This is a genomic window from Pseudomonas sp. ICBG1301 (assembly GCF_016918385.1).
Classification (GTDB): domain Bacteria; phylum Pseudomonadota; class Gammaproteobacteria; order Pseudomonadales; family Pseudomonadaceae; genus Aquipseudomonas; species Aquipseudomonas palleroniana.
In genome coordinates this window covers 263,283-276,547 of sequence record NZ_JAEKGB010000002.1, presented here as the reverse complement: position 1 = coordinate 276,547, position 13,265 = coordinate 263,283, and the positions used below count along the sequence as shown (strand labels likewise).

13 protein-coding genes are annotated in these 13,265 nt (G+C 61.4%); 11 read left to right on the top strand and 2 right to left on the bottom strand.

All coding sequences use genetic code 11. The features are described from left to right. Positions 1-160 precede the first annotated feature (160 nt). From JBE38_RS05240 to JBE38_RS05210, 7 genes are all read left to right on the top strand, one after another. Positions 161-1,417, top strand: a complete 1,257-nt coding sequence (locus JBE38_RS05240) for a cystathionine gamma-synthase family protein (protein WP_205343748.1) — start codon at positions 161-163, stop codon at positions 1,415-1,417. Between the two features lie 111 nt (positions 1,418-1,528). Continuing rightward, on the top strand, positions 1,529-2,959 hold the full coding sequence (locus tag JBE38_RS05235; RefSeq protein ID WP_060752837.1) for an amino acid permease: 1,431 nt from the start codon (positions 1,529-1,531) through the stop codon (positions 2,957-2,959). A gap of 56 nt (positions 2,960-3,015) precedes the next feature. Then, positions 3,016-3,906 (top strand): LysR substrate-binding domain-containing protein, encoded by an 891-nt coding sequence (locus JBE38_RS05230; RefSeq protein ID WP_060752836.1) that lies wholly within the window; start codon positions 3,016-3,018, stop codon positions 3,904-3,906. A gap of 16 nt (positions 3,907-3,922) precedes the next feature. Beyond that, positions 3,923-5,302 carry a threonine synthase gene (gene thrC, locus JBE38_RS05225; RefSeq protein ID WP_161548924.1) on the top strand — a complete coding sequence of 460 codons (1,380 nt, stop codon included), beginning with the start codon at positions 3,923-3,925 and terminating at the stop codon, positions 5,300-5,302. Positions 5,303-5,324: 22 nt separating this feature from the next. Next, complete coding sequence (locus tag JBE38_RS05220) at positions 5,325-5,762, top strand: Lrp/AsnC family transcriptional regulator (RefSeq protein WP_060752834.1); 438 nt, start codon at positions 5,325-5,327, stop codon at positions 5,760-5,762. A 177-nt stretch (positions 5,763-5,939) separates the two neighbouring features. Next, positions 5,940-6,989, top strand: coding sequence for a homoserine dehydrogenase (locus JBE38_RS05215; RefSeq protein WP_090371236.1), 1,050 nt, complete (start codon positions 5,940-5,942; stop codon positions 6,987-6,989). A gap of 4 nt (positions 6,990-6,993) precedes the next feature. Further along, positions 6,994-8,406: an aldehyde dehydrogenase family protein gene (locus JBE38_RS05210; RefSeq protein ID WP_205343747.1), complete on the top strand. Its 1,413-nt coding sequence runs from the start codon at positions 6,994-6,996 to the stop codon at positions 8,404-8,406. Between the two features lie 91 nt (positions 8,407-8,497). Here the strand turns inward: JBE38_RS05210 and JBE38_RS05205 are convergent, their stop codons facing one another. Continuing rightward, positions 8,498-8,815, bottom strand: coding sequence for a hypothetical protein (locus tag JBE38_RS05205; RefSeq protein WP_162843554.1), 318 nt, complete (start codon positions 8,813-8,815; stop codon positions 8,498-8,500). Positions 8,816-9,236: 421 nt separating this feature from the next. Here JBE38_RS05205 and JBE38_RS05200 point away from each other — a divergent pair, with 421 nt between their 5' ends. Next, complete coding sequence (locus JBE38_RS05200) at positions 9,237-9,764, top strand: sterol desaturase family protein (RefSeq protein WP_205343746.1); 528 nt, start codon at positions 9,237-9,239, stop codon at positions 9,762-9,764. A gap of 42 nt (positions 9,765-9,806) precedes the next feature. Here JBE38_RS05200 and JBE38_RS05195 read toward each other — a convergent pair whose 3' ends face one another. Further along, positions 9,807-10,709, bottom strand: coding sequence for a LysR family transcriptional regulator (locus tag JBE38_RS05195; RefSeq protein ID WP_205343745.1), 903 nt, complete (start codon positions 10,707-10,709; stop codon positions 9,807-9,809). A gap of 382 nt (positions 10,710-11,091) precedes the next feature. Here JBE38_RS05195 and JBE38_RS27795 point away from each other — a divergent pair, with 382 nt between their 5' ends. The 3 genes from JBE38_RS27795 (at position 11,092) to mexE (ending at position 13,265) form a co-directional block, all read left to right on the top strand. Beyond that, positions 11,092-11,223: a hypothetical protein gene (locus JBE38_RS27795; RefSeq protein ID WP_268876211.1), complete on the top strand. Its 132-nt coding sequence runs from the start codon at positions 11,092-11,094 to the stop codon at positions 11,221-11,223. Between the two features lie 34 nt (positions 11,224-11,257). Beyond that, positions 11,258-11,785: an ester cyclase gene (locus JBE38_RS05190; RefSeq protein WP_205343744.1), complete on the top strand. Its 528-nt coding sequence runs from the start codon at positions 11,258-11,260 to the stop codon at positions 11,783-11,785. A gap of 238 nt (positions 11,786-12,023) precedes the next feature. Then, positions 12,024-13,265 (top strand): multidrug efflux RND transporter periplasmic adaptor subunit MexE, encoded by a 1,242-nt coding sequence (gene mexE, locus JBE38_RS05185; protein WP_205343743.1) that lies wholly within the window; start codon positions 12,024-12,026, stop codon positions 13,263-13,265.

Sequence of the window (13,265 nt, the reverse complement as noted above, 5' to 3'; positions counted from 1 at the left end):
GCCAACCTCAGAATTATCGAACTGCTCCAGCCACACCCATTAAAAAAAGCAGCCCTTTGGCACCGATAACATCGTTTCTCGGGGACGCCGCCAATCCCTATATTGGCCCGCACTATCTGTGTGAATGACTCAACGTTCACCCCTCAGTGCGAGTATCTCAATGAACAAAAAACCTGACAGCACAGGACTTGATAATGCGGGCGCCGGGACCCGGGCGGTCTGGGGCGGGGAGCAAGTCAGGCACCCCTACAACGCTACCCAAACCCCGATCGTGGCCAGCGCCGCGTATGGCTACGACGACATCGATGTGTGGTATGACGTGGCATTGGGCAAAGCCCAGGGCTTCATATACAGCCGCATGAGCAACCCGACGGTCGAGACCCTCGAAGCCAAGATCGGCGAGTTGGAAATGGCCGAATCCGCCGTTGCCTTCAGCAGCGGCATGGCGGCGATCAGCAGCGTGCTTTACACCTTCCTGGCTCATGGCGACCGCGTGGTCTCCACCAAGGACAGCTATGGCGGCACCAACAAGATTTTCGAAGAGTTCCTGCCGCGCATGGGCGTGGCGGTCACGCTGTGCGAGACGTTCGATCATGAGCAGATCGAGCGCGAAATCGCCAAAGGCTGTCAGGTGGTGTACCTTGAAACGCCCACCAACCCGACCCTGAAAATCCTCGATATCCAACGGCTGGTCGCGGCGGCCAAACGCGTCGGCGCCTTGGTCGTGGCCGACAACACCTTCGCCACGCCACTGAATCAGAGCCCGCTGGCGCTGGGGGTGGACGTGGTCGTTCACAGCGCCACCAAGTTCCTAAGCGGTCACGGTGATGTGCTGGGCGGCCTGGTCTGCGGCCAGGAATCGTTGATGGCCAAGGTTCGGCATTACCGCGAAATCAACGGTGCGTCACTCGACCCGTTCTCGGCCTACCTGATCATTCGCGGCATGAAAACCCTGGTACTGCGCATGCGCCAACAGCAGCGCAGCGCTCGTGCCCTGGCGGAATTCTTGTGCACCGAACCCTTGGTGTCATCCGTCAATTATCCCGGCCTGCCCGGGCACCCGAACCACGCAGTGGCCTGCGCGCAAATGGCTGGCTTCGGCGCCATCGTCAGTTTTGTACTGGTCGGCGGCATGGACACGGTCAAGCTGCTATTGCCACGCCTGCGCTTTGCGCATTGCGCCGGCAACCTCGGTGCGGTGGAAACCATTTACGGCCCGGCCCGCACCACCAGTCATGTGGAAAACACGCTGGAGGAACGGCTGGCGCTGGGGATCTCGGAAGGGTTGGTGCGGGTCTCGGTCGGTATCGAGGACACCGACGATCTGCTGGATGATTTGAAGCAGGCGTTCGCCTTTGTGCGCGGCCTGCGCGAGAAAAACAGCCCACAGAGCAACTGCGCCGAAGTCGCGAACTGACGTTTCAAACCTCACGACAGGGCCGTCTGTGAGGCGTTTCATGAAGAGGAATAATAATAAGACTTAGCGGCAACGTTCCGACCTGCCCTAACAACTTTCATGAGAACAACCATGTCCACAAAAGAAGAAAAACTCAACACGCGTGCCGGCTTCAAACAGGAAATGCAGACCCGCCATATCGTCATGCTCGCACTCGGTGGCGTGATCGGCACCGGGCTGTTCCTGACCTCTGGCTATACCGTCAACCAGGCAGGTCCCCTCGGCGCGGTCATCGCCTACGTCATTGGCGCGCTCATGGTCTACATGGTGATGATGTGCCTGGGCGAATTGGCGGTGCAGATGCCTGAAACCGGCTCGTTCAGCAGTTACTCGACGCGGTTTCTCGGCCCGGGCACCGGCTATACCGTGGCATGGCTGTATTGGCTGACATGGACCGTGGCCATCGGTTCGGAATTCACCGCTGCCGGTATCCTGATGACGCGCTGGTTCCCCGACACGCCGGTATGGATCTGGAGTGCGCTGTTCGCCGGTGCGGTGTTTTTCACCAACGTGGTGTCGGTGCGTTTGTTTGCCGAAACCGAGTTCTGGTTGTCGCTGATCAAAGTCGTGACGGTGGTGGTGTTTCTTGTGATCGGCGGCGGCGCCATTCTCGGCCTGCTCAATATCGATCAGGCCCACAGCATCGGCCTGGGTAACTTCACCCGCGAGGGTCTGTTCCCGACCGGTTTCATGTCGATTGCCATGACCTTGCTGGCCGTGTCGTTCGCCTTCTCGGGCACCGAGCTGATCGGTATCGCCGCCGGTGAAACCAAAGACCCCCAACGCAATGTGCCACGGGCCATCCGCACCACCGTGCTGCGCCTGGCGATCTTTTTCGTCGGCACGATTTTCGTCCTGGCGACCCTGCTGCCGCGCGAACAGGCCGGTTTGGTGGAAAGCCCCTTCGTGACCGTATTCACCTATATCGGCATCCCCTACTCCGCCGACATCATGAACTTTGTGATCATCACTGCGCTGTTGTCGGCCGCCAACTCCGGGCTGTACGCCGCATCGCGGATGCTCTGGACCTTGAGCGACCAGGGCCATCTGCCCAAGCAGTTCTCCCAGCTGACCCGCATGGGCACGCCCTTGAATGCGATTGTGTTGAGCATGGTCGGTGGCGGCGCCTCCCTGCTCAGCAGCGTGTTCGCAGCCGACACCGTGTACTTGGCGCTGGTTTCCATCTCCGGGTTGGCGGTTGTGGTGGTGTGGATGAGCATTGCCGCGAGCCAGATCGCCTTTCGCCGCCAGTATGTGGCCAACGGCGGCGATGTGCGCGACCTCAAGTTCCGGGTGCGCGGTTACCCCTGGGTTCCGCTGGGCGCGTTGGTGTGCTGCGCGCTGGCGTGTGTGGGCATCGCGTTCGACCCCGAGCAGCGGGTCGCGCTGTACTTCGGCGTGCCCTTCATCGCCTGGTGCTACTTCGTGTATTACATTACCCGCAACAGCCGCGAGCGACGCCTGTCGCTCGCCTCCACGGTTCGACCGTCCGATGCGTTCTAGGCACGCTCGACGGTGTGGTCCAGCGTGCTCGGCACAGCGTCGATAAGGGACAGATCATGAAGCAAAAGCCACTCCCGCCGTTGAATTGGCTGCGGGCCTTCGAGGTGTCCGCTCGATGCCTGAACTTCACTCACGCCGCTGACGAACTGTGCTTGACCCAGGGTGCGGTCAGCCAGCAGATCCGGCAGTTGGAAAGCCATCTGGGGGTGGCGCTGTTCAAGCGGTTACCACGTGGCCTGGGCCTGACCGAAGAAGGCCAGGCCTACCTGCCGGTGGTACAGGATGCGATCACCCGCCTGGCCGTCGGCACCAATGAGATTTTTGGCCAGCACAAACGCCGGCCAATCAAAGTGCGCGGCAGCCTGGCGTTTTTCGTGCACTGGCTGGCGCCCAAGCTGGTGGGTTTTCGTCAGGACCATCCGCAGGTGGATATCCGCTACATCAGCAATATCTGGGTCAAGGAGCTGGATGGCGAGGACGATATGGAGATTCGCTGGGGCCATGGTCAATGGCCCGGCCTGGTTTCGCAGCGCCTGACCTGGGACACCTTGTTTCCAGTGTGCTCGCCCGCCCTGATCGCACGTTCACCGCTGAATGCGGCCGAGGACGTGGCCCAGCACACACTGCTGCATGTGCTGGGCTACGAAGAAGGTTGGGGCTACTGGTTGAAGATGGTCGGCGCGGACGCCGTCGATTCGTCGTGCGGCCTGCAGTTCGACACGCTGATCTCGACCTTGCGCATGGCGGAGCTGGGGCAAGGGATCGCCCTGGCACGCTCCTCGATGGTCGACGAAATGCTTGAGGACGGGCGCCTGGTCGCACCCTTCGACCAGCGTATCGAAGCCAGCGAATCGTTTTACCTGGTACGCGGTTCAGGCGCCGACGAGCATCCCGACGCCGTGATGTTTTCCACCTGGCTGGTCGAGCAGGCACACCGATACAAATAGTGGCCGGAGCCCAAGCATGCACTATGTGAGTACCCGAAATGCCGCCGTGCGGGTCGACTTCGAAAGGGTCGTATTGTCCGGTATTGCCGACGACGGCGGGCTGTTCGTCCCCCTGGACCTGCCGCAATTCGAAACCCAGGACATCGCGAACTGGTCAACCTTGCCCTATGACGAATTGGCGTATCGGATCTTGCGTCCGTTCATTGGGGACGCCATTCCCGAGCCGGATCTCAAGCGCCTGCTCAAACACGCCAGCCGCCGTTTCCAGCACCGGGCCGTCGCGCCTTTGCATCAGGTCGACCGCAATGAATGGGTATTGGAGCTGTTCCACGGCCCGACCCGCTCCTCGAAGGATTTTGCCGCGCAATTGCAGGCGCAATTGGTGCAGTACTTTCTGCAACGCCGCGCCCGACGTGCAGTGGTGCTCGGCGCCACCAACGGCGATACCGGCCTGGCGGCGATCGAGGCGTTCAACGATTGTGACGAGGCCCATCTGGTAGTGCTTTACCCGGAGCGCGGGGTGCCGCCGCATCAGTTGCACGCACTGTGGGCGGCGGCACGGCCCGATGTGCATCTGTTTGCGGTCGACGGCAGCTTCGACGAGTGCCAGGGCATTGTGAGCCGGCTGTTCAGCCAGTGGCCGTGCCCCCAGTACGAGGCGATCAGTTTCAACTCCAGCAACTGGGTCAATGTGCTGGCGCAACTGGTGATGTATTTCCACGCGGTGCTGCAATTGGGCGGCGGTCAGCGGCCGATCGGTTTCAGCGTGCCGGCGGCGAGTTTCGCCGAAGTTTATGCAGGCTACGTGGCGCAGAAAATGGGCTTGCCCATCACTCAGATTATCGTCGCCACCAATACCAACGATGCCCTGCACCAGTTGTTCCTGAAGAACCATTATTCCAGGCTGCGCGCCAACAAGACCCGGTCACCGGCGATGGACCTGTCGACGTTCTCCAACCTGGAGCGGTTCCTCTGGGAAGTGTATGAGCATGACCATCAGGCGGTCAGCGCGTTGATGCTCGAGCTGGAAACCCACGGCGAGATCACCCTCGCCAACGAATGCTGGTTACGTGCACGGATGATCATTGACTCCTACGCCGTCAGCGATGAGGAAACCCTGAATGAGATGACCGCACTGCATCGCGACACCGGCTACGTTGTCGACCCGCACACGGCCACCGGCGTGATTGCCGCTCGCCTGTACCGTCGCAGCCTGGTGGCGCCGATGGTCACGCTGGGGGAAATTTCCCCGGTCAAATCGGCGGCGTTGCTCGCCGAACTGGGGATCGGCCTCCCGCAGTCGGCCAGCCAGGGCGAGCCACCGGTACACCCACCGTGCCATCGGGTCGCCCCTGATGACATCACCCCCCTTCTTAACGTGCTCGACACGCTTTGAACGCGTGGCCAGTGGAGGCCCCATGAAGCGCATCCTGGACCCTCTCGATGAGCGCATCATCGCCGAGCTGCGGCTTAACGCACGGGCGGCCCACGCCGAGCTGGCGGCCAAGGTCAACCTGTCGCGCAACGCCGTGCGCCAACGGATCGAACGGTTGGAACGCGACGGTGCGATCCTCGGCTATACCGTCCTAACGGGCGATGGACGACACGCCGCCTCACAGATCAACGCAGTGATTTTCGTCTATCGCTATGACCGTATGCGCGGGGAAGACGTCTTGCAGGCCCTGCGCGCGATCCCTGAAGTGACCCAGTGCGATGTCATGAGCGGCGAGTTCGACCTGATGTTGCGCGTCAGCGCAACCAGCCCGCAGCGGGTGCATCAGGTGTGGAATCAGATTTCAGCACTGGCAGGCGTGGAAAACACAGTGACTTCGTTCGTTTTATCCTCAGTCGTCTGAGCCGTTTTTTGCTTGGAAAAAAGTCAACTGCGGTTGGCTTTTTTTATGCCGGTCGTGCACGCCCTCCCTTGGTCAAAACGCCCATGAAATAGAGCAAATCGGCATATTTCACTGCCCTGGGCGCGCCCCTAATCTAGAGCCCTACCCCACCTCACCCAGATCAAGGGCAATAAAAAAATGACTGAATATAAACTCGCGCTGGTCGGCTTTGGCGGCGTCAATCGTGCCCTGGCGCAATTGATTGCCGAGCGCAATGAACGCTGGAAAACCGAACTGGGCTTCAGCCTGAAAATCGTCGGTGTCACCGACCTGTTCCTCGGTTCGCTGATCAATCGTCAAGGGCTGGACGCGGCCTCGTTGGCAGGTCTGCCGGCGGTCAAGGGCGCCCTGGCGCAACTGCCGGGTGGCAACGCCTTGGCGCTCAACGAGGTGGTGATCAAGGACTCCGGCGCGGACATCATCGCGGAGGCGACATTCACCAACCCGGTGGATGGCGAACCGGCGACGTCCTTCTGTCGCTGGGCGCTGGAAAGCGCCAAGCACGTAGTGACCACCAACAAAGGGCCGATTGCCCTGCACGGTGCTCAATTGAAAGCCCTGGCCCAGCGCAATCACGTAGCCTTTGAATATGAAGGTTCGGTCATGAGTGGCACCCCGGTGATCCGCCTGGCCAGGCAGTTGCTGGCGGGCAGCACGATCAACGGTTTCGAGGGCATTCTCAACGGCACGTCCAACTTCGTCCTGACCCGCATGGAGAGTGGCCTGGGTTTTACCGAAGCGGTCGAGCAGGCCCAGGCGCTGGGGTATGCCGAAGCCGACCCGACGGCGGATGTCGAGGGCCATGACGTGCGCCTCAAAGTGGTGATCCTGGCCAACGAACTGCTGGATGCAAAGCTCAATGTCAGCGATGTGCGCTGCCGCGGTATCAGTACCCTCACGCTGGACGACATCGACCAGGCCCGCCAGAACAATGCACGCTGGAAGTTGATCGGCGCCGCCACACGCCAGGCCGACGGTTCGGTCAGTGCCAGCGTCGAACCGCGCCTGCTGGACAACGCGCATCCGTTGGCCAGCATCGGCGGAGCCACCAACGCGGTGTCGTTCAACACCGACCTGATCGGCACGGTGACAGTGTCGGGGCCTGGCGCCGGGCGTACGGAAACCGCCTTCGCGCTGCTGTCAGACATCATCAGCCTGCATCAGGCTGCGGCACAGAACCGGGAGTAAGCGCATGAACGTATCGAACCTGGCCCGGGCCGTCGTGGCACCGCAGATCCAAGTCCTCAACCCTTACAACGGTACGCTGATCGACAGCGTCGCCGAGGTGTGTGCCTCGCAGGTACCGCAGTTGCTGGCGCAGGGCCGCGACGGCGTGCAGGCGTGCGCGGGGTTGCCGCGTCATCGCCGGGCGCAGATTCTCGAACAGGCCGCCTTGCACGTGGAGCGCGATGCCCAGGCATTTGCCCGACTGATCGTCGAGGAAGCCGGCAAGACCCTCAAGCAGGCCGAAAAAGAGGTCAAGCGCTGCGTCAACACCCTCAAGCTGTCCGCCGAAGAGGCCAAGCGTAATGCCGGCGAGGTGATCCCCTTTGATGCCTATGAAGGCTCGGCGTCGCGCCAGGGCTGGTTCTCCCGTGAGCCGCTCGGTTTAATCGTCGCAATCACGCCGTACAACGACCCATTGAATCTCGTGGCGCATAAGCTCGGCCCGGCCATTGCCGGCGGCAATGCGGTGATTCTCAAACCCTCGGAGCTGGCGCCGTTATCGGCGATCAAACTGGTGTCGTACCTGGTCGAAGCCGGTTTGCCCGAATCCGTGGTCACGCTGGCCACCGGCGGCGCGGAGCTGGGCAAGGCGCTGGTGGCGGCGCGAGAGGTGCGCATGATTTCCTTTACCGGAGGCTTTGTCACCGGCGAGCAGATTGCCCGCACTGCAGGCTTGAAGAAACTCGCGATGGACCTTGGCGGCAATGCACCGGTGATCGTCATGGCCGACTGCGACCTTGAGGCCACCGTGGCGAGTTGCGTGTCCGGCGCGTTCTGGGCCGCGGGACAGAACTGCATCGGCACCCAGCGGCTGTTGGTGCATGCGTCCATTTACGCAGCGTTCCGCGCGCGTTTCGTCAGCCAAACCGAAGCCTTGGTGGTCGGCGACCCAATGCTCGCCAACACCGATATCGGCCCGATGATCACTCAACAAGCCGCGCAGAATGCCGAGCGTGTGGTCGCTGAAGCATTGGCCCAAGGCGCTACGTTGCTTTGCGGGCATCGACGCCAGGGCGCCTGCTACGCCGCCACCGTCCTGGAAAACGTCGATCACGCCAGCCAGCTCTGGCGCAACGAGGTCTTCGCGCCGGTGGTGGTGTTGCAGAGTTTTGAATCCTTCGATGAAGCCATCGCGCTGGCCAACGAACCCGAGTACAGCCTCCACGCCGGGATCTTTACCCGCGACCTGGCCACGGCCATGAGCGCCGCACGTCGGATCGAAGCCGGTGGCGTGATGATCAATGACTCGTCCGACTATCGCTTCGATGCGATGCCGTTTGGCGGCTCCAAATACGGCAGCCTGGGCCGCGAGGGGGTGCGTTTCGCCTATGAAGAAATGACCCAGCCCAAGGTGGTGTGCTTGAACACGCTGGCTTGATCGCTTCAAGCACGGCCCAATCGGGGGGTGAGGCATTGGGCGGGGCTGGTCGCCCGCCCAATGCGGTTTTTATGCCTGCCCGCCTACCCCGTCAAAGCAATACCGTGGACAGCATGCCCAATGCCCCCAGGCAGAACCCGATCAGTGCGCCTCGCCCCGGTGCCTCGTGAAACAAGGCCCACACCACGATGGGTTCAAGCAGCAACAACGACGTGACCGAGACCACGGTGACGATCCAGATATCGCCCACCGCGACGTACCCCAGCCAATAGGCGCCCAGCAGGCATAAACCGGCAAAACACATCAGTACGACAGGCAGTACAAACGCATCCAGTGAACCGTTGCCCGTCTGGGCAAGCCGGGCCGTGACGACCTCACTGTAAATGGCACAAAACTCACCGATTACCATCAACCCTAGAGCAAAAACTCCGAGTAATTCTTTGGACATATCAAAAACTCCTTCGTATTCAGCGCACTGTTTTTCAGTTCCCAGGCGGCGATACCGTTCGCCAGGGACGCGTTGCAGCGATACGAAACAAGCTTGAACAGGCCCGAATTACCGAAGTGCTTTTGCATGCGATTGTCCTTTGGAGGAGTTGGTGCGGCGCGACCCGCTCAGGTCGCGTGTACTGATCATACGTTTCGTGAAACCCTATAAACAACCGACGTTCGCGACACGCGTGAATCGATTGCAGCGGTACCCGGTCGGCAGGTCACGGCGAGCGCAGGCTGAGACTTGCGTCGCAGTGCCACGCGAAACAGTTGTCGGCGACGGTGCGATCCCTGAGAATCGCGCTCCCGACCATCGGCACTACAGGGATATTCTGCACATGGCTGCTTCCAATAAATGGCTGATGTCGTCAGTCGCTTATTACCTCGACTTCTTCACCGTTCCCCTCTTCATCCTCCTTGCCCTCTACCTCGCGCCTTTTGACCTCGGCCTGGCACTGGCCGGCTGGTTGGCCTGGACACTCGTGGAGTACTCGGCCCACCGCTTCCTGTTCCATTCGCTGTACCGCCGCGAGCACTGGACCCACCATGTCGACGTACTCGCCTACATCGGCGTGTCGAGCTGGAAAACCAGCGCAACCTTTGCCGCGCTGTTGCTGCTGGCCTGGTTCACTGGCCTGACCTCGGTTTTTGTGGGGGCGGTGAGCGGATACTTCATTTACATCTCGGTGCACTACGTGATGCACCGCCCCGAGCATTGGGCCTACCGTTTTATTCCGGGGCTGGTGGCCAATCATGATCTGCACCATCGCCAGGGTGTCGAAAAGAACTTCGGGGTGTCGTCGCCGCTGTGGGATCACGTGTTGCGCACCTATGTGCGGGCTGAAACCCTCAACCGGTACGAGTAGGCACGGGCGGTACATCCGCATGGCCTTCGGTACCTCTCAGCCTCAAACCACCGTCGCATCGACGCTCGACAAGCGCGCCACGATCCGTTCGATCAACATCCGCACCCGCTGCGGCTGAACCCGGGTCGGCGGATAGACGATGTTCAACGCGGTACTGCCCAGGTCGTAGTCCTTGAGCAGCTCAACCAGGCGTCCGGCAGCGAGGTCGGCGCTGACGTCCCATACCGATTTCAGGCAGATGCCATGACCGGCCAGGCACCACTGCCGCACCAACGCGCCGTCGTTGGCCACCCTGCGGCCGCGCACCAGGACCCGATGGGTGTGCCCGTGACGCTTGAAGGTCCACTCGCGCGAAATATTGCTACCAAAGCGCATCACCAGGCATTCGTGGCGGGTCAGGTCTTCGGGGTGCAGCGGCGTGCCATTGCGTTCCAGGTACTGTGGCGAGGCGCATACGACGCGGCGGTTCTCACCCATCGACCTGGCGTGCAACGTGCTGTCGGCCAACGCCCCATAACGCACGGCAAAGTCGATGCCCTGGCTGACGAGATCGACGTAGCCGTCGCTCAGGTTGAGGTCGATGCTGACTTGCGGATGCTCCTCCATGAACTGCGCCAGGATCGGCTCAATGAGTTGGCGCCCGAGGTCTACGGGAGCGCTGAGGCGGATCGGCCCGCAGATCTGGTGCACCCCCAGGCGAATACTGCTGTGCAGTTCATCGGCTTGCGCCAGCAACTGGCGCGCGCCCTCGACCAGCAGTCGGCCCTCGTCGGTCAGGTTGATTGCCCGCGTGGTGCGGTTCAGCAGGCTGGCACCGTAGAAACCTTCCAACTGCGCCAGCCGCTCGGAGACGGACGCGGGCGAAAGCCCCAGCTCCCTGCCGGCCGCCGATAACCCGCCTTTCTCGACGATCAGCAAAAACAGTTCAAGGTTCTTTAGCAGCATTGTTCGGTATTTCCGAAGATGGTTTTTGATTTTTGCCTGATTATCAAAATAAACCTAAAGGCATAGGGTTGCATCCATCCGTTTACAGCGTGGAGTGAAGCGATGCCTTCCAGTGACCCGACAGTGCCCATCATTCAATCCGGGATGGCCCCGATGAATGCCCCCCGCAACCCACTTGCGCCACCTGACCCTCAGCGGCGCACCTTCCTGGCCCAGGCCGGTGCAGGCGCAGCCGTACTTGCCGCAGGCGCATTACTCAATCCGGCCAGCGCCCATACGGCGCCAGCCTCCTCGCCTGCCCCGGCCCAAAGCCCGCCAAACGGCCGGTTCTGGCCCGGCGACACGCGGCTGGTGGTGTCGATCTCGATGCAGTTCGAAGCCGGTGGCCAACCGCTCAGACGAGTTCCTGCGCTACGCCAGCAGTCATCCGGGCGTGGCCTTCATGCGCAAGGACGCCATCGCCGACTACACCCTCAAGAGTCCGCTCAGCCTGCGGGAAACCGAGACGATTTGAAGCCTCCCCCTTTTGCATTCAAGGAAACAGCCCAATGAAACACTATCGAATCACTGCCCTGGCCTTGGGTTTGGCCCTGTCGGGTGCGGCCGTCGCCGCAAACATCGAGCTGGTCAAACCCGGAACACTTGTGGTCGACAAAAGCCTCACCACCAGCCAACGCGAGACCATGGAAAACGTCGCCCGGCGCTACGACACGTTCTGGCATACCGGCGATGAAACCCTGGCCCGCGCAGCGTTGGCCGATCACTTCATCGACAAGACCCCACCGCCAGGGCGCAAACAAGGGCTCCAAGGCCCCCTGCTGGCTTCCCGGGCTTTTCGTGGCGCGGTGCCCGACCTGAGCTGTGAGATCGAACAAATGATCATCGCCGGTGACCGGGTCGTGGTGCACCTGCATTTTCGCGGGCACTTCACCGGCACCTTTGGCGAGATCAAGGGCACGGGCCAGTCGGTGGATTTCATCGCCACCGATATCTACCAGATCGAAGACGGCAAGATCGCCGCCAACTGGCACATCGAAGACAACCTCACACTGATGAAGCAGTTGGGCGCACTTTAGCCAAAACACACCCTGCCACACCGCCAGACATGTGCGCTGCGTAGACTGATTGCGCAGCGTGCAAAAGTCTTTTGTCATCACGCCTATTGATAGCACCCTAACGAAACCCCCATGCTAGAGGGCTAATCTCGCGCTTATATCATTCCGAATGATAGTTACCTTTGCTTCATTCGATTCGTGACATAGCACATCGCCGCGCATGATCCGCCCATCTCAAATACATTGGCGGATGCACCTCATGGAACAGTCACTCAAACATTTGCGCTTCCCCTTGGCGATCCTGGCCGTGGTGGTGATGAGCGCATGCGGCAAAATCCCGGAACAAGCGGCCGCCATGCCCCCTGCCAAAATCAGCGTGGCCAAGGTGCTGGAACAACCGGTCAACGAGTGGGACGAGTTCACCGGCCGCTTGGAAGCCCCGGAAACCGTGCAGATTCGTCCGCGAGTCTCGGGCCAGATCGATCAGGTGGCGTTCACCGAAGGCGCCTTGGTGAAGAAAGGCGACCTGCTGTTCCAGATCGACCCGCGTCCGTTCCAGGCCGAAGTGCGCCGCCTTGAAGCCCAGTTGGCCCAAACCAAAGCCGCCGCCACCCGCAGCGATAATGAAGCGCAACGTGGCGAACGCCTGCGTCAGAGCAATGCGATTTCCGCCGAACTGGCCGACTCGCGCACCACCGCCGCCCAGGAAGCTCGCGCCGCCGTGGCCGGCATCCAGGCGCAGTTGGACCTGGCCAAGTTGAACCTGAGCTTCACCCGCGTGACCGCACCGATCAGCGGCCGCGTCAGCCGTGCCGAAATCACCGCCGGCAACCTGGTGACTGCCGATGTCACCGCACTGACCAGCGTGGTCTCCACCGACAAGGTCTATGCCTACTTCGACGCCGATGAACGCGTGTACCTCAAGTACACCGAATTGGCCCGCGAAGGCCGTCGTGGCGCAACCACCCCGGTGTACCTGGGCCTGTCCAACGAAGCCGGCAACCCGCACCTGGGCCAGATGAACTTTGTCGACAACCAGGTCAACCCGGCCACCGGCACCATCCGCGGTCGCGCCGTGTTCGATAACAGCAAGGGCGAATACACCCCTGGCCTGTATGCCCGCCTGAAGCTGGTCGGCAGCGGCACCTACTCCGCCGTGTTGATCAACGACGAGGCGGTCGGCACCGACCTGGGCAAGAAGTTCGTGCTGGTGATGGACGGCGACAAGCCGGCCTATCGTGCGGTGGAACTGGGGCCGAAGATCGAAGGCTTGCGCATCGTGCGCAGCGGCCTGAACAAGGACGACACCATCGTCGTGAAGGGCTTGCAGCGCATTCGCCCGGGGTCGCCGGTAGCGCCGGAAACCATCCCGATGGCCAGCAAGGAAACCCTCGCCGCCTTGGCACAACAACGACAAGCGCTTGAAGCCAGCAACTTGGAGCAAGTGGCGCCGGATAAAGCCGCGCCCAAGCTCGCAGCCGTCGCGACTCCACGCGGTTAA